The organism is Paraconexibacter sp. AEG42_29 (assembly GCF_040581415.1).
GTDB lineage: Bacteria > Actinomycetota > Thermoleophilia > Solirubrobacterales > Solirubrobacteraceae > Paraconexibacter.
On record NZ_CP114014.1, the window covers coordinates 5249875 to 5265236 of the forward strand.

General features: G+C 71.0%; 16 protein-coding genes. 12 read left to right on the top strand and 4 right to left on the bottom strand.

Annotation, left to right across the window (positions count from 1 at the left end):
* Positions 1-15: 15 nt before the first annotated feature.
* The 3 genes from DSM112329_RS24985 (at position 16) to DSM112329_RS24995 (ending at position 3132) form a co-directional block, all read left to right on the top strand.
* Positions 16-1638 carry a methylmalonyl-CoA mutase family protein gene (locus DSM112329_RS24985; RefSeq protein WP_354699284.1) on the top strand — a complete coding sequence of 541 codons (1623 nt, stop codon included), beginning with the start codon at positions 16-18 and terminating at the stop codon, positions 1636-1638.
* 9 nt (positions 1639-1647) lie between these two features.
* Entirely contained in the window at positions 1648-2145 is a 498-nt protein-coding gene (locus DSM112329_RS24990; RefSeq protein WP_354699285.1) for a hypothetical protein, read from the top strand.
* 147 nt (positions 2146-2292) lie between these two features.
* The gene (locus DSM112329_RS24995; protein WP_354699286.1) at positions 2293-3132 is read left to right on the top strand and encodes a hypothetical protein; all 840 of its coding nucleotides are present in this window, start codon (positions 2293-2295) and stop codon (positions 3130-3132) included.
* Positions 3133-3254: 122 nt separating this feature from the next.
* On the opposite strand, the gene DSM112329_RS25000 is transcribed toward DSM112329_RS24995, so the two are convergent.
* A complete protein-coding gene (locus tag DSM112329_RS25000) occupies positions 3255-4124 on the bottom strand; it encodes an alpha/beta hydrolase (protein WP_354699287.1) in 870 nt (289 codons plus the stop codon).
* A gap of 109 nt (positions 4125-4233) precedes the next feature.
* Between DSM112329_RS25000 and DSM112329_RS25005 the strand changes: the two genes are divergently transcribed.
* The gene (locus DSM112329_RS25005; protein WP_354699288.1) at positions 4234-5805 is read left to right on the top strand and encodes an acyl-CoA carboxylase subunit beta; all 1572 of its coding nucleotides are present in this window, start codon (positions 4234-4236) and stop codon (positions 5803-5805) included.
* A 234-nt stretch (positions 5806-6039) separates the two neighbouring features.
* On the top strand, positions 6040-6504 hold the full coding sequence (locus DSM112329_RS25010) for a hypothetical protein (protein ID WP_354699289.1): 465 nt from the start codon (positions 6040-6042) through the stop codon (positions 6502-6504).
* Positions 6505-6516: 12 nt separating this feature from the next.
* Here the strand turns inward: DSM112329_RS25010 and DSM112329_RS25015 are convergent, their stop codons facing one another.
* Both DSM112329_RS25015 and DSM112329_RS25020 read right to left on the bottom strand, forming a co-directional pair.
* Positions 6517-7293, bottom strand: a complete 777-nt coding sequence (locus DSM112329_RS25015; RefSeq protein WP_354699290.1) for a methyltransferase domain-containing protein — start codon at positions 7291-7293, stop codon at positions 6517-6519.
* Between the two features lie 50 nt (positions 7294-7343).
* Positions 7344-8291, bottom strand: a complete 948-nt coding sequence (locus DSM112329_RS25020; protein ID WP_354699291.1) for an ornithine cyclodeaminase family protein — start codon at positions 8289-8291, stop codon at positions 7344-7346.
* A gap of 22 nt (positions 8292-8313) precedes the next feature.
* Between DSM112329_RS25020 and DSM112329_RS25025 the strand changes: the two genes are divergently transcribed.
* Positions 8314-8538, top strand: a complete 225-nt coding sequence (locus DSM112329_RS25025) for a hypothetical protein (RefSeq protein ID WP_354699292.1) — start codon at positions 8314-8316, stop codon at positions 8536-8538.
* 100 nt (positions 8539-8638) lie between these two features.
* Positions 8639-9211, top strand: coding sequence for a hypothetical protein (locus DSM112329_RS25030; protein WP_354699293.1), 573 nt, complete (start codon positions 8639-8641; stop codon positions 9209-9211).
* A 68-nt stretch (positions 9212-9279) separates the two neighbouring features.
* On the opposite strand, the gene DSM112329_RS25035 is transcribed toward DSM112329_RS25030, so the two are convergent.
* A complete protein-coding gene (locus DSM112329_RS25035; RefSeq protein ID WP_354699294.1) occupies positions 9280-9588 on the bottom strand; it encodes a hypothetical protein in 309 nt (102 codons plus the stop codon).
* Between the two features lie 122 nt (positions 9589-9710).
* On the opposite strand from DSM112329_RS25035, the gene DSM112329_RS25040 reads away from it, so the two are divergent.
* From DSM112329_RS25040 to DSM112329_RS25060, 5 genes are read left to right on the top strand one after another with little or no spacing between them, the layout of a single operon-like run.
* Positions 9711-11513 carry a nitrite/sulfite reductase gene (locus DSM112329_RS25040; protein WP_354699295.1) on the top strand — a complete coding sequence of 601 codons (1803 nt, stop codon included), beginning with the start codon at positions 9711-9713 and terminating at the stop codon, positions 11511-11513.
* Between the two features lie 2 nt (positions 11514-11515).
* On the top strand, positions 11516-12142 hold the full coding sequence (locus DSM112329_RS25045) for a phosphoadenylyl-sulfate reductase (protein ID WP_354699296.1): 627 nt from the start codon (positions 11516-11518) through the stop codon (positions 12140-12142).
* Positions 12143-12146: 4 nt separating this feature from the next.
* The gene (locus DSM112329_RS25050) at positions 12147-13076 is read left to right on the top strand and encodes a sulfite exporter TauE/SafE family protein (RefSeq protein ID WP_354699297.1); all 930 of its coding nucleotides are present in this window, start codon (positions 12147-12149) and stop codon (positions 13074-13076) included.
* Positions 13073-14005, top strand: a complete 933-nt coding sequence (gene cysD, locus DSM112329_RS25055; RefSeq protein ID WP_354699298.1) for a sulfate adenylyltransferase subunit CysD — start codon at positions 13073-13075, stop codon at positions 14003-14005. Before DSM112329_RS25050 ends, cysD begins: the two co-directional genes overlap by 4 nt.
* An 8-nt stretch (positions 14006-14013) precedes the next feature.
* Positions 14014-15288, top strand: coding sequence for a GTP-binding protein (locus tag DSM112329_RS25060; protein ID WP_354702527.1), 1275 nt, complete (start codon positions 14014-14016; stop codon positions 15286-15288).
* Positions 15289-15362: the final 74 nt, after the last annotated feature.

The window sequence follows — 15362 nt, forward strand, 5'->3', positions numbered from 1 at the left end:
CGTACGATTCCCGTCATGGCCATCACGCCCGAGAACGACGAACGCCTGACCGTCGCCCCCATCGTGGGCAAGGAGGACCCGAGGCGCTTCACCGACTCGGGCATCGAGATCAAGGCGCTCTACACCGAGGACGACCTCCCGGAGGAGCTGCGCCTCGGCGAGCCGGGCGACTTCCCGTACACCCGCGGGCCGCACCGCGACATGTACCGCAAGCAGACCTGGACGATGCGCCAGTACGCGGGCTACGCGAGCGCGAAGGAGTCCAACGAGCGGTACCGCTACCTGCTGTCGAAGGGCTCGACGGGCCTGTCGATGGCCTTCGACCTGCCGACGCAGCTGGGCCTGGACTCCGACGATCCGCTCTGCGAGGGCGAGGTCGGCCGCACCGGCGTCGCCATCGACACGATCGACGACATGCGCACGGCCTTCGACCAGATCCCGCTCAGCGAGGTCTCCACGTCGATGACGATCAACGCGCCCGCCGCCGTCCTCCTCTGCCTCTACGAGCTGGTCGGCGACGAGCAGGGCGTCCCGTCCGACCAGCTCCGCGGCACGACGCAGAACGACGTGCTCAAGGAGTACATCGCGCGCGGCAACTACATCTACCCGCCCGAGCCGACCATGCGGCTGACGACGGACCTGTTCGCCTACTGCAAGGAGAACATCCCGCGCTGGAACACGGTGTCGATCTCCGGCTACCACTTCCGCGAGAAGGGCTGCAGCGCCGTCCAGGAGGTCGCGTTCACGCTGTCCAGCGGCATCGCGTACGTGCAGGCCGCGGTCGACGCCGGCCTCGCCGTGGACGACTTCGCCCCGCGGCTCGCGTTCTTCTTCAACGGCCACAACAACGTGTTCCAGGAGGTCGCGAAGTTCCGCGCGGCCCGCCGCATGTGGTCGACGATCATGTCCGAGCGTTTCGGGGCGAAGAACCCCAAGTCGCTGATGCTGCGCTTCCACACGCAGACCGGCGGCGTCACGCTGACCGCGCAGCAGCCGATGAACAACGTCGTCCGCGTCGCGCTGCAGGGCTTCGCCGCGGTCTGCGGCGGGACGCAGTCGCTGCACACCAACGGCTACGACGAGGCGCTGGCCCTCCCCTCCGAGGAGGCCGCGAAGATCGCGCTGCGCACCCAGCAGATCATCGCCTCGGAGTCCGGCGCGACGATGACCGTCGACCCGTTCGCCGGCTCGTACTTCGTCGAGTCGCTGACGGACGAGATCGAGTCGCGCGCCTACGAGCTGATCGGCAAGGTCGACGCGCTCGGTGGGTCGGTCAACGCGATCGAGTTCATCACCGGCGAGATCGACGAGTCGGCCTGGGGCTACCAGGAGCGCTATCGGATCGAGCAGGACATGGTCGTAGGCGTGAACTCGTTCGTCGAGGAGGCCATCGAGGTCCCGGGACTGCTGCGGGTCGACCCGGCGTCCGAGGGCCTTCAGCTCGACCGCCTGAAGAAGTTCAAGGCGGACCGCGACCAGGACCTGGTCGCCAAGCGGCTGGACGAACTGCGCGACGCCGCCCGCGGGACGGACAACCTGCTGCCGTTCATCAAGCAGGCGCTCAAGGACCGCGCGTCCATGGGCGAGGTCTGCGGCGCGATGAAGGACGTCTTCGGCAAGTACGCGCCGACGTTCTAGGTCGTGAACATGGCTCCCGCGATCCTCTTCTACGACATCGTCCTGGCCGTGCACGTCATGGCGGTCGTCGTCGCGTTCGGGGTGACGTTCGCGTACCCGGTGATCGAGACGCAGATCAAGCGCCTGCAGCCGCGGGCGCTGCCGACGTGGCACACGGTCGCCGCGAAGGTCGACGGCAAGCTCGTCACGCCGGCGGCCGCGCTGGCGCTGTTCGCCGGCGTGTACATGGCCTCCGACCGGGAGCTCTTCGACCGCATCTGGGTCCAGGTCCCGTTCGCGGCGCTGATCATCATCTTCGGGGCGGTGGGGTCGTTCCTCACGCCGCAGAGCCGCAAGCTGGCCGAACTCGCCGCCCGCGACGTGGCCGCGAGCCCGGGCGACGGGGCCGTCACCTGGAGCGCCGAGTACGAGGCGCTGTCCAAGCGCGTTGCTGCCGTGGGCGCTGTCATGGGCGGCCTGATCCTGCTGTCGATCTTCCTGATGGTCGCCAAGCCCGGCGGGTACTGATCGGGGCGGCGGCGCAAGGCCTGGGCAGGATCGCCCAGGACGGCCCGCTGCTTGCAGGTTGACGGAACGCTTCCAGGTGGGAAGGAGTCTGCGGCGGCGGGGTGAAATCCGGTGTCGATGGCCCCGCACCAAGCGCAGCGAACCCTCGTGAAGTCCCGTCCGGAGCTGTGGTCGGAGGTCTCCGACCCCGACGCCCTCGGTCGGCACCTGGGCGAGTTCGGCGAGATCACCATCACCCGTCTGGAGCCCGAGACCACCGTCGCCTGGGAGGGCACCGCCGCGCGCGGCACGGTGGAGCTCGAGGCCTCCGGCTGGGGGACGAAGGTCACGCTGACCGCCGAGCTCGTGGAGTCCGCGCCGGCCACCCCGGCCGTCCCGGCTCCGACCGAGCCGACGGCAGCACCCCCCGCGCTCGATGTGCCAGCACACGCCACCGGCGCACGTGGTGGCACATCGAGTGGCGACGGCGGGGCGAGCGCGCCTGCGCCCGCTGTCGAGACCGGGGCCGAACGGGCCGCGGAGCCGTCGCCTGCGGCAGCGCCGGCGGTCGTTCCGGAGCCGCAGGCGCCGACCCCGCCGACCGCGGCCGCGGAACGATCGGCCGCACGCCAGGCCGCGTCCGCACGGCCACCCGCTCACCGCGCGCCGAAGCAGGGTTTCCTGAGCCGCCTCTTCGGCCGCAAGGCAGCCGCGCCGCCGCCCGTTTCCGTTCGCGCCGAGACCCCGCCCGCCGACCCGCCGCCGCTGCGCGTGGTCCCGGACCCCGAGCCCGAGCCACAGGTGATCCCCATCAAGCCCGCGACGCCCGGGCCGGAACCGGATCCCGATCCGCCGCTCGTCGCTGAGGCGGCGCCCGGAGCGGTCGCCGTCCCCGAGGTTGCCCCGACCCCGGTGCGGGTCGTCGACGGCGAGCGCGCGGTCGAGGTCCTCACGGCGGCGCTCGACGACCTGGGTGCGGCGCACCGGCGCCCCTTCAGCCACACCTGAACTACGGCCGCCCGCGCCGTCTGCGCGCGCACCGGCGCCCGTTCAGCCACACCTGAGGCCATCCTTGGGTCCTGTGTCTCGCCTATGCGGACGCAGCGCCCAAGCATCGCTCATGGCCGGCCTCAGACGGACTCCGCCAGGACCTCATCGAGCAGCCACGACGTCACCCGGGCGGGCTGCTCGTCCACGATGAAGTGCCCGCAGTCCGGCACCGTCGTGATCCGCACGTCGTCCGCGTGGTCCTCGAAGCGGTCCAGCATCGACACGTCGATCGCCACGTCATCGAGGCCGAACAGGACCCGGACGGGCGCGCTGATCCGCGCCGTCTCGTAGCGGCCGCGCGCGATGGCGGGCATCTCGCGGGCCAGGAACGTGCGGTAGACCTTCGAGCCGGCGACAGCCCGCCCGGGCGCCCGAAGCGCCGCCCGGAACTCCGCCACCGACGCCTTCGGAAGCCCGGCGCTGCGCATGATCCACCAGAGCGCAGGACTGCGCTGGACGAGCGGCCCGAGGCCCGGCGCGCCGACCAGCGGCTGGTAGTAGAGCCGGTGCAGGTGACGCCCGACGTCCCCGGGGGCCTGCCAGACGTGCGGGATGTTCAGCAGCGCGAGGCGCCGAACCCGCTGCGGGGCACGGATCGCCATGAGCTGCGCGGTCCAGCCGCCCCAGTCGTGTCCGACGAGGTCGAACGCGTCCACGCCGAGCGCGTCGAGCAGACCGAGGACGTCGGTCGCGAACTGCTCCTTGTCGTAGCCGCCGGCCGTGATCTCACTCCAGCCGAACCCGCGCAGGTCGGGTGCCAGCACGCGGTACCCGGCGGCGGAGAGCGGTCCCATCACCTCGTGCCACAGCCACCAGTGCTCGGGCCAGCCGTGCAGCAGGACGACGACCGGACCGTCCGCCGGCCCCATGCTCGCGACGTGCATCCGCAGGCCCTCGGGCGTGACGACGTAGGCGTGCTCGGCGCCCTCGCAGGGCGGGAAGGGGCGCATGCGCACCACCCTAGACGAATTAGTACGGCACCGGATATTCGACCCCGCCGGCGGGGTCCCCGGCCCGGACGCCATGGACGGCCGCCGGTGAATAGCATTCCGCCCCGCTATGACCACGCGCCAGAAGCCGCCCGCGACCTTCGACGAGAAGGTCTCCCAGCTCGCCGACCTGCGCCAGCAGGCCGCGCACTCGAGCCCGGAGGCGGAGGAGAAGCAGCACGCCAAGGGCAAGTACACCGCCCGCGAGCGCATCGAGAAGCTGCTGGACCCCGGCACGTTCAACGAGCTCGACACCTTCGTCCGCCACCGCACGCACGACTTCGACATGCAGAAGTCGCGGGCCTGGGGCGACGCCGTCGTCACCGGCTACGGCGAGATCGACGGCCGCAAGGTCTGCGTCTTCAGCCAGGACTTCACCGTCTTCGGCGGCTCACTCGGCGAGGTCATGTCCGAGAAGATGTGCAAGGTCATGGACCTCGCCGCGCGGATCGGCTGCCCGGTCATCGGCATCAACGACTCCGGCGGAGCCCGCATCCAGGAGGGCGTCGTCTCCCTCGGCGCCTACGGCGACGTCTTCACGCGCAACGTCAACTGCTCCGGCGTGATCCCGCAGATCTCGCTGATCATGGGCCCGTGCGCCGGTGGCGCCGTCTACTCCCCCGCGATCACCGACTTCATCTTCATGGTGAAGGAGACCTCGCACATGTTCATCACCGGCCCCGACGTCATCAAGACGGTCACGGGCGAGGAGGTCGACTTCGAGACCCTCGGCGGCGCGATGTCCCACAACTCGAAGTCCGGCGTCGCGCACCTCGCCGCCGATGACGAGGACCAGGTCATCGAGGACACCCGGTACCTGATGTCGTTCCTGCCGCAGAACAACCTGCAGACGACGCCGCACGTCGCGGCCTCCGACGACCGTGACCGCATGGACCCGGAGCTGGACGACGCGGTCCCGGACAATCCGAACAAGCCGTACGACATGCGGAACGTCATCCGCCTCACGGTCGACGACGGCGAGTTCTTCGAGATCCACGAGCACTGGGCCAAGAACATCGTCTGCGGCTTCAGCCGCCTGGACGGCCACGCCGTCGGCGTCGTCGGCAACCAGCCGGCGCACATGGCGGGCGTGCTGGACATCGACGCGTCCGCGAAGGCCGCGCGCTTCGTCCGCACCTGCGACGCGTTCAACATCCCGATCATCATGTTCACCGACGTGCCCGGCTTCCTGCCCGGCACCTCGCAGGAGTGGGGCGGCATCATCCGCCACGGCGCGAAGCTGCTCTACGCGATCACCGAGGCGACCGTCCCGAAGATCACCGTCATCACGCGCAAGGCGTACGGCGGCGCCTACGACGTCATGGGCTCCAAGCACCTGGGCATGGACTTCAACTTCGCGTGGCCCCAGGCCGAGGTCGCGGTCATGGGCGCCGAGGGCGCGGTCAACATCATCTACCGCCGCGACATCGCCTCCTCGCCGACGCCCGACGAGCGCCGCGCCAAGCTGATGGAGGACTACAAGGCGCGGTTCGCGAACCCGTACGTCGCGGCCGAGCGCGGCTACATCGACGACGTGATCCTGCCGCACGAGACGCGCCCGAAGCTGATCGGCGCGCTCGAGATGCTGCTCACCAAGCGCGAGCCGGGCCCGAAGCGCAAGCACGGCAACATCCCGCTGTAGGCGGGACGGGCGCGGAGCGGGAACGCTGCTCCGCGCGGGACGAGAGGGACGTGGTGATCGCTGGTCGGCAGCGTGGCCTTGCGCCCGTGGTGGCCGGCTCGACCGGGGCCGGTTCTTTCTGCGGTTCGCGGGCGAACGCGCAGCCGGTGCTCAAGGAATCTTCCGGGGTGGCCGTAATACGTCGTGGGTAACGCCGGTTGACAGGGCAGCAGGCGCGCCCCGACCGGACACGACATGACTCCCGACCTCCAGCCATCGACGTACGACCAGGCCGCACAGGACTTCCTCGCGGGCGAGACGGTCCTGGCGGCGACGGGCTGCGTCCGGGCGGGCAGGGCGCTGCCGGACGGCCTCGACGACCTTCATCAGCGTGCGGTCGACCACCACGCGGAGCCGGCGCTCGAGACCCTGCCCGAGCAGTTCCTGCTCGCGGTGACCGATGCGGACGTCGTGATCCTCAAGCTCCCGACCGCCGCCCTCGGCACGCGGCCGCGTGCGGTCGGCGAGCTGCTGCGGGTCCCCCGGGCGGCGTTCGGCATCGCGTCCGGCTCGCGGCTGCGCGGCGGCTCCAAGCTCCGCCTGCAGCACGGGCAGGACACGCTCATGGTGCAGAGCACGGCTCGTGACCTCTCGCAGCGGGTCCTCCAGGCTCTCGGCGCGGCCGGCCCGCGCCGGCGCCACGGCCTCACGGCCGCCTGACCCTGCCGCCCGTCAGCGCCCGACGATCCGGTCCACCACGCGCGAGGCGGCGGCACGGACCGGCTGCCCGACGAGGTAGAAGCTCTGGCGCGCCACGTCCCGCGCCTGGCGGACGACGATCTCGGCGGCCGTCGGCTCGAAGCGCTGATGCAGGTGCCGGGCCAGGTCGCCGTGCAGCGCGGCGTGGTCGTCCGGCGTCAACAGCAGCCGCTCGCGGGCGGGCAGCTGCTCCTCCCAGAAGAGCCCTTGGCGCTCGTCGGCCACCGTCATGCGCTCCTGCCAGCGGGCCGACACCCGCAGGCCCCAGTCGTGGTGGATCGAGTGCGACTTGTGGACGAAGACGAGCTCCCCGCCCTCCATCTGCACGAACCAGCGACGGTGGGCGAGGCCGAGGTGCTGCCCGCCGGCGTCGTCGTCCTCGTGCTGCAGCAGCTCGGCGACCACGGTCGGAACCTCGACGTACCCGGCCTTCGCCACGCGCGTCAGCTCCTGGCACACCCAGATCGGGTCGCGCAGGTCGGCCAGCGTCATGACGCACACGGCCATGTCGAACTGCTTGTCGCGGAACGGCCACGGCGTGCGGTCACAGGCGTCACGGACGACCCACGTGCGCGCGGTGAAGCGCTCGCGCCCGTCGCCGTGGCTGCCGTCCGGCCCGCGCGTGTCGTACGGCTGCGCGTCCAGGACGTAGTCGGCCCGGTTCAGCGGACTCGCCCAGCCACCGACGTCGAGGACGAGCGCGTCCTCGGCGATGACCGTCTCAAGTCTCTCGAGCGCGTCCGGCAGCATCGCGGGCCAGCGTACCGTTACGCGGCGGGAGGTCCGTGCCCGGCCGAGTCCTACAGGCGGACCGTCTGCACCTGCGCGCCGCCCGCACGCGCGATCCCCAGCGCGGCGGCGGCGATCGCGAGGTCCTGGATCGCCAGGCCCGTCGAGTCGAACAGCGTCACCGCGGCGGGGCCGGGCCGCCCGGGCGCCTCCCCGGCCAGCACCGCCCCGAGGTCCGTGACGTCCTCCCGCGTGATCAGCCCGGCCTCGACCGCGCGCGTGAGCTCGCCGCCGTGCGACGCCTGCTCCCACTGGTCGCAGAAGACCGCGCACGAGGCGGGGACGGCGAGGCTCGCCTCGGCCTTGCCCGGTCCGTCGGCCCCGAGCATGTTCAGGTGCAGTCCGGGCCGCAGGTTGCCCATGTCGACGACGACCTCCGCCCCCGGGGTCACGCAGCAGACGATGTCGCACTGCAGCGCGTCGATGCGGGACCCGGTCCGCCAGCCGAGCTCCTCCGCGAGCGCCCCGGCGACGTCCGCGCGCGGGTCGCAGCACACGCCGTCCCCGTAGCCGGCGGTCGCCAGGCAGCGGGCTGCCCACGCGCCGTTGACCCCGCACCCGATGACGCCGACCGTCCGCGCGTCCGCCGGTGCCAGGGCGCGCGCGGCAATCGCGGCGACGGCCCCCGTCCGCAGCGCCGTCACGGCGCTCGCGTCGAGCAGCATCAGCGGCGTGCTGGTCTCGACGTCGTTCACGATGACGACGCCCTGCACCGACGGCAGGCCCCGGCCGGCGTTCGACGGGAACGAGGAGATCCACTTGAGCATCGCGAGGTCGCCACCGCGGGCGGGCATCGCGCGGAAGTCGCCGTTCGGCTGCGCCTGCAGGTAGACCTTGCTCGGCATGACCCACTCGCCGCGGTGGTGGGCGAGGAACGCCTCGTGCACCGCCTCGATCGCGGCGGCGGGGCTCACGGCCGCGAAGACGGCGTCGCGGTCCAGGACGAGGAGATCGGTCACGGCGTGGCATGATGCCTCACGCATGCCCAACCGTCGCCCCCAGCTCAAGATGGTCGTCAGCAGCGCCGCCACCGAGGCGGAGGCCGCGGCCGTCATCGCCGCCGTCGAGCAGTTCCTCCGGGACACCGCCCCGCCGCTCGTGGCCGAGGCGCCCCGGCAGGACCCGTGGCTGCGCGCGGCGCTCCTCGAGCAGACCGGTCGCGAGCCGGACGGACCGACGGAGTGGGGCGACGCCCACCCCTGGTAGCGCGTCCGCTCTCAGGCAGCTCCCAGGCGCGCCGCACAGCGCGCTCAGGCCCGCGGGACATCTTCTCCTTGTCAGTCACCGACGAAGGAGAGCACGTCCCATGAAGTCCAGAACAGCAATGCGCGTCACCGCGATCGGCGCCGTCTGCGCCCTCGGCGGGGCGGGTGCCGGGATCGCGGGCAGCTCCGCGGCCACGAAGCCCTCGAGCACGACCGCCGCGAAGACCACCACGACCGCCAAGGCCGCCGCGGCCGCCAAGGCACGCGCCGGCGGCCCGCGCGGCAAGCACGGTCCCCTCGGCGGGCCCGGTCGCGTCGTCCACAGCGAGGCAACCGTGCTCAACAAGGCCGGCACCGCGTACATCACCGCCACCGAGGATCACGGCACGGTCAAGTCGGTCTCCGGCAACGACGTGACCATCACCGAGGGCACCACCGCCGTGCCCTACAAGGACGTCACCGTCACGGTGGCGAGCGACGCCACGATCGAGCGCAACGGCAAGACGGCCAAGCTCTCCGACCTGAAGGCGGGGGACGACATCCACGTGTCGGTCTCGTCCGACGGCACGGTCGTCCACGCGCACGACGACACGTTCAAGCCGACCCCGCCGGCCAGCGGGAAGGGCGGCCCCGGCCCCGGCGGTCCGCCCCCGGCGCCCCCGACCACTCCGTAACCGCGGACGTGGCAGCGTCAGATGTCGAGAAACGACAGCTGGCGCTGTCACACCCCTCTTCGCCGCGGTCAGACCCGGCCGTCGCGCGGCGTGCCGCCCGCGGCCAGGCCGGCCCGGGCGAGCGCGCTCGCGACGAACCCGCCGACGATGCTCCAGAGCACCGCGGCGAGACCCCAGTTGACCGCCATCTGGGTCTTGCGGTTGTCGATCGAGAAGATGCTGTCGAACGGCCCGACGAACAGATGTGCGAAGTCGTGCACGAACTCCACGACCGAGTTCGTCCGGTTGGCCTCGAACACGCGCAGCAGGATCGCGACCACGATCAACGCCACGATGACCCCGACGACGGTGCGGACGAGTTGCGCGAGAGCAAGCATGCCTGCGGACTACCCCGGAAAGGCGTAAGCCACGCCCGGCCCCCGTCCGCCACCCCCTTCCCTACCATTCCGGTGCGGTAAAACCTGTATTCCGAGTCAGGTTTCGCGCTATTCTCCGGGACATGAGTGCTTCTGGCCGCGGCTCCCTGAGCGACCCCGAGATCTACGAGAACGTCCCGGGCCACGTCATCCCGATCATCGAGCGCGAGTTCGACGACTTCGACACCGAGTCCACGCGGTTCCTCGCGGGTGACTACCCCGAGAACGAGTTCATCGGCTTCCGCCTGAAGCAGGGCGTGTACGGCCAGCGTCAGCCCGACGTGAACATGGTCCGCGTGAAGCTGCCGTTCGGCGGCGTCACCCCGGAGCAGATGGAGGCGTTCGCCGACGTCGTCGAGGAGCACGCCCCGCTGAACAAGGGGCACATCACGACGCGGCAGTGCATCCAGATCCACCACGTCCCGCTCGCCCGGATGGCCAAGCTGATCCGGACGATCTCCGCCGCAAAGCTGTCCAGCCGCGAGGGCTGCGGCAACACCGTCCGCAACGTGACCGCCGACCCGTGGGCCGGCATCTGCGAAGGCGAGGTCTTCGACCCGACCCCGTACATCGGCGCCTACGTCCGCTACTTCGTGCGTCACCCCACGACGCAGCTGATGCCGCGCAAGATCAAGACGGCGTTCAACGGTGTCCCGACCGAGGACCGCTCGATCACGGGCATCCACGACATCGCCTTCATCTCGAAGATCCAGGACGGCGTGAAGGGCTTCGAGATCCGCGTCGGCGGCGGCACGTCGATCATGCCGCGCATCGCGCCCACGCTGTGGGACTTCGCGCGCGCCGACGACGGCGAGTACCTGAAGATCGCCGAGGCCGTCTTCCGGATCTTCGACGCCCAGAGCTGGCTGCGCGTGAACCGCGCCCGTGCCCGCATCAAGGTCCTGGTCGACCGTGACGGCATCGACGCCGTCCGCGACATGGTCAAGGAGCAGCTCGAGGGCGACTGGGTCGCCGAGCGCGACTTCTCGATCGACCACAAGCTGTTCGAGGTCGACGAGGAGTCGCAGGCCCCGGCGCCGTCCGTCGGCTTCTCATCGCCGAACGGCGACGCGGCCGGCTTCGAGGCCTACCAGGCCGAGAACGTCCAGCGCCAGATCCAGGACGGCTTCAGCGCCGTCGAGATCAAGGTCGAGCGCGGTGACCTCACGCCTGAGCAGTTCCGCGGCCTCGCGCAGATCATGCGCGACTACAGCGGCGGCTTCGCCCGGACCACGATCCAGCAGAACCTCGTGCTGCGCTGGGTCCGCGACGAGTCGGTCTATGACGTGTGGCGTGCGCTGCAGGCCCTCGGCCTCGCGGACGTCGGACCGCGCACGATCACGGACGTCGTCTCGTGCCCCGGCACCGACTCGTGCAAGCTCGGGATCACCTCGTCGATGGGCCTGAACCGGGCCGTCAAGACGCGCGTGACCGAGATGGACATCACCGATCCGCTCACCAAGCAGATCCACATCAAGATGTCCGGCTGCCCGAACGGGTGCTCCCAGCACCACATCGCGAACATCGGCTTCTACGGCGCGTCGATCAAGGTCGGCGAGCACACGCTGCCGGCGTACGTCGCGCACATCGGCGGCGTCTACGAGGGCGGCGAGGTCAAGTACGGCACCCGCCTGAAGGTGCGCCTGCCCGCCAAGCGCGTCCCGGACGTGGTCGAGGCGTGGCTGCGTGCCTACGAGGCCGATCGCAACGAGGGCGAGGCGTTCAACGACTACGCCGAGCGCGTCGGGACCAAGACCTTCGAGGACATCGCCAAGCCGCTCGCGCTCCCGGCCCAGTTCGGCCTGGACACGATGAACGAGTTCATCGACTGGACGAAGGACGTCCCGTTCGTCGTGGCCCGCGGCGAAGGCGAGTGCGCGGTCTAGCCATGACCACCGTGTCCCTCACCGAGGAGCTCGAGCAGACGCTCGCGAAGGCCGTCACGCATGAGCCGCTCGTGTTCCTGTGCTCGTTCCAGAAGGAGGAGTCGGTCATCCTCGACGAGCTCGTGCGCCTCGAGGCACTGGACCGCGTCCGCGTCGTCACGATCGACACGGGCGTCCTGTTCCCCGAGACGCTGGCCACCTGGAAGGCGTTCGAGGACCACTACGGCGTCGACATCGCCGTCGAGGACGCCTCGTCGGGCGGCGCACCGTGGAGCGGGCCCGAGCACTGCTGCGGCGTCGAGAAGGTCGCCGCGCTCGAGCGTGCCCTCGACGGGGCGCAGGCGTGGATCACCGGCATCCGCCGCGAGCAGGCCGCGACGCGGGCGAACTCCCAGCTCGTCGAGTGGGACCAGGGCCGCGACATGTGGAAGTACAACCCGCTGGCCGCCTGGACCGAGAAGGACCTGTGGGCGCAGATCACCCACCGCGGCCTGCCGTACCACCCGCTGCACGACCAGGGCTACTCGTCCATCGGCTGCGCGCCGTGCACCCTCCCGGGCTCCGGCCGTGAGGGCCGCTGGGCCGGGACCGAGAAGACCGAGTGCGGCCTGCACGTGGAACCCGCCTGACCCGATGGAGCTGGACCCCCTCGTCATCGCGTTCGGCCTCGGGGTCGGGATCCTCGTCGGGCTGACCGGGATCGGCGGCGGGTCGCTGATGACCCCGCTGCTGATCCTGTTCGCCGGCGTCCAGCCCGTGGTCGCGATCGGCACCGACCTCGCCTACGGCGCGATCACGAAGACGCTCGGCGGCTGGCGGCACCTCAAGAAGGGGACCGTCGACCTGGGCGTCTCCAAGTGGCTCGCGGTCGGCTCCGTCCCCGGCTCGCTGGTCGGCGTCTTCCTCGTGCACCGACTCCACGACAGCTATGGCAAGGGCTTCGACGACGTCCTGCTGATCAGCATCGCCGTCGCGCTCGCCATCGTCGCCGTCACGATCCTCACGCGCGCGCTGTTCATGCCGACGCTCGTGGCACGCGAGAAGCACAGCGTCCTCATCACCCGCTCCGTCAAGATCGGCGCGTCGGGGATGGGCTTCGTCCTCGGCCTGCTCGTCGGCATGACGAGCGTCGGCTCGGGCGCGCTCATCGGCCTCGTCCTGATCCTGGTCTTCCGTCTCACGCCGCACCGCGTCGTCGGCACCGACGTCTTCCACGCCGCCATCCTGCTGTGGGCCGCCGGCCTCGCGCACTGGTTCACCGGCAGCGTCGACTTCGTGCTGATGGCCAACATCCTGATCGGCTCGCTCCCCGGCGTCCTGATCGGCACGCACCTCATCACCAAGGTCCCGTCGGCCGGCCTGCGCCCGGCGCTCGGCTGCGTCCTGATCGGCTCGTCGCTGGGCATCCTCAGCAAGGCGGGGCTCGACATCCCGACCTGGGCCATCCCCGGCATCCCGGCCCTCGTCGGGGTCGCCGCCTTCTTCATCCATCGCCGGCGCCCGCTCGCGTCCGCGTCCCGCTCCACCACCGCCACCACCCGCCCGGAGGTCGCACCCACATGACCCTGATCGAAGATCCCGCCGCCAACCCGCTGCAGCTGAGCCACCTCCGCGTGCTCGAGGCAGAGGCGATCCACATCATGCGCGAGGTCGCGGCCGAGCTCGAGAAGCCCGTCCTGCTCTTCAGCGGCGGCAAGGACTCGATCGTCCTGCTGCGGCTGGCCGAGAAGGCGTTCCGCCCCGGGCGCTTCCCCTTCCCGCTGATGCACGTCGACACCGGCCACAACTTCCCCGAGGTCATCGAGTTTCGCGACCGCCGCGTCGCCGAGCTCGGCGAGCGCCTGATCGTCGCCTCCGTGCAGGAGTCGATCGACGCCGGCCGCGTGAAGGAGGAGACCGGGCCGCGTGCGTCCCGCAACCGCCTGCAGACGACGACGCTCCTGGACGCGATCGAGGCCAACGGCTTCGACGCCGCGTTCGGCGGCGCCCGCCGCGACGAGGAGCGCGCCCGCGCGAAGGAGCGCATCTTCTCCTTCCGCGACGACTTCGGCACGTGGGACCCCAAGCGCCAGCGTCCCGAGCTGTGGTCGCTGTACAACGGCCGCGTCGCGCGCGGCGAGTCCGTCCGCGTCTTCCCGCTCTCGAACTGGACCGAGCTCGACGTGTGGCAGTACATCGCCGAGGAGCAGCTCGAGGTGCCGAACATCTACTTCGCCCACGAGCGCGAGGTCTTCAAGCGCGACGGGATGCTCTACGCCACCAGCGACCACATGGAGCTGATCGACGGCGAGGAGCCGTTCACGACCTCGGTCCGCTACCGCACCGTGGGCGACATGTCGTGCACCGGCGCCGTCGCGTCGACCGCGGCCGACCTGGAGACCGTCGTCGGGGAGATCGCCGCCACGCGCATCACCGAGCGCGGCGAGACCCGGGCGGACGACCGCGTGACCGAGGCCGCCATGGAGGACCGCAAGGTCGCCGGGTACTTCTAGGCCGCGTGATGACTCCCGTGACCGCACTCGAGACCTCCCTCCTCCGCATCGCGACGGCCGGCTCCGTCGACGACGGCAAGTCGACCCTGATCGGGCGGCTGCTGTACGACTCCAAGGCGATCCTCGCCGACCAGCTGGAGCAGGTGCAGGAGGCGTCCGAGCGCCGCTCCGGCGAGGGCGGCCTGGACCTGTCGCTGCTGACCGACGGCCTGCGGGCCGAGCGCGAGCAGGGCATCACCATCGACGTCGCCTACCGCTACTTCCAGACCGCGCGCCGCAAGTTCGTCCTGGCCGACACGCCCGGGCACGTGCAGTACACGCGCAACATGGTCACCGGTGCGTCGACGGCGGACGTCGCGATCATCCTGATCGACGCGCGCCACGGCGTCGTCGAGCAGACGCGCCGCCACACGTTCATCGCGTCGCTGCTCGGCATCCCGCACCTCGCGGTCGCCGTCAACAAGATGGACCTCGTCGACTACGCCGAGGACGTCTTCGACGGCATCGTCCGGGACTTCCTCGCCCTCGCCCGCCAGCTGCGGGTCCCCGACGTGCAGTTCTTCCCGATCAGCGCGAAGCTCGGCGACAACGTGGTCGACGCGTCGACCACGATGCCCTGGTACGCCGGGACGCCGCTGCTCGAGCACCTCGAGACGATGTCGCTGGCCGACGACGTGGCCGGCCAGGACGCGCGCTTCCCCGTGCAGTGGGTCATCCGCGACCACGACGCCGACTACCGCGGCTACGCCGGCACGATCGCCGGGGGCGTCCTGCGTCCCGGCGACGCCGTCGTCGTCCACCCGAGCGGGGTGCGGTCGACGATCGCCGCCGTCGAGACCCTCGACGGCGAGCTCGACGCCGCCGCCGCGCCGATGTCCGTGACGGTCCGGCTGACCGACAACGTCGACGCCTCCCGCGGGGACATGATCGTCAAGGTGCCCTCGGGGGACGACGAGCAGGCCCCGGTCGTCACGCGGAGGATCACCGCCGACGTCGCCTGGATGTCCGAGGACGCGCTGCGGCCCGGCGCGCGCCTGGCGCTGAAGCACACGACGTCGACGGTCCGTGCGATCGTGGACACGCTGGACGACGTGCTCGACATCACGACGCTCGAGCGGGTGGCCGCCCCCGCCGAGCTGACGCTCAACGACATCGGCCGCGTGCAGCTGAAGGTCTCCCGCGAGCTCGCGGTCGACCCCTACGAGCGCAACCGCACGACGGGCTCGTTCATCCTGATCGACGAGTCCACGAACGAGACGGTCGGCGCGGGCATGATCCGCTAGCGCGGGTCGCGCGGAGGACCCGCCGCCCGGCAAGCTGAACCCGGGTTCCGCCACCCCCGCGGTGGTCAGAGTCC

What these genes read in the sequence shown, in the direction of transcription:
- DSM112329_RS24985 (WP_354699284.1), top strand. Translation starts at nt 16, where the DNA reads ATGGCCATCACGCCCGAGAACGACGAACGCCTGACCGTCGCCCCCATC.
- DSM112329_RS24990 (WP_354699285.1), top strand. Translation starts at nt 1,648, where the DNA reads ATGGCTCCCGCGATCCTCTTCTACGACATCGTCCTGGCCGTGCACGTC.
- DSM112329_RS25000 (WP_354699287.1), bottom strand. Translation starts at nt 4,124, where the DNA reads ATGCGCCCCTTCCCGCCCTGCGAGGGCGCCGAGCACGCCTACGTCGTC.
- DSM112329_RS25005 (WP_354699288.1), top strand. Translation starts at nt 4,234, where the DNA reads ATGACCACGCGCCAGAAGCCGCCCGCGACCTTCGACGAGAAGGTCTCC.
- DSM112329_RS25010 (WP_354699289.1), top strand. Translation starts at nt 6,040, where the DNA reads ATGACTCCCGACCTCCAGCCATCGACGTACGACCAGGCCGCACAGGAC.
- DSM112329_RS25015 (WP_354699290.1), bottom strand. Translation starts at nt 7,293, where the DNA reads ATGCTGCCGGACGCGCTCGAGAGACTTGAGACGGTCATCGCCGAGGAC.
- DSM112329_RS25025 (WP_354699292.1), top strand. Translation starts at nt 8,314, where the DNA reads ATGCCCAACCGTCGCCCCCAGCTCAAGATGGTCGTCAGCAGCGCCGCC.
- DSM112329_RS25030 (WP_354699293.1), top strand. Translation starts at nt 8,639, where the DNA reads ATGAAGTCCAGAACAGCAATGCGCGTCACCGCGATCGGCGCCGTCTGC.
- DSM112329_RS25035 (WP_354699294.1), bottom strand. Translation starts at nt 9,588, where the DNA reads ATGCTTGCTCTCGCGCAACTCGTCCGCACCGTCGTCGGGGTCATCGTG.
- DSM112329_RS25040 (WP_354699295.1), top strand. Translation starts at nt 9,711, where the DNA reads ATGAGTGCTTCTGGCCGCGGCTCCCTGAGCGACCCCGAGATCTACGAG.
- DSM112329_RS25045 (WP_354699296.1), top strand. Translation starts at nt 11,516, where the DNA reads ATGACCACCGTGTCCCTCACCGAGGAGCTCGAGCAGACGCTCGCGAAG.
- DSM112329_RS25050 (WP_354699297.1), top strand. Translation starts at nt 12,147, where the DNA reads ATGGAGCTGGACCCCCTCGTCATCGCGTTCGGCCTCGGGGTCGGGATC.
- cysD (WP_354699298.1), top strand. Translation starts at nt 13,073, where the DNA reads ATGACCCTGATCGAAGATCCCGCCGCCAACCCGCTGCAGCTGAGCCAC.
- DSM112329_RS25060 (WP_354702527.1), top strand. Translation starts at nt 14,014, where the DNA reads ATGACTCCCGTGACCGCACTCGAGACCTCCCTCCTCCGCATCGCGACG.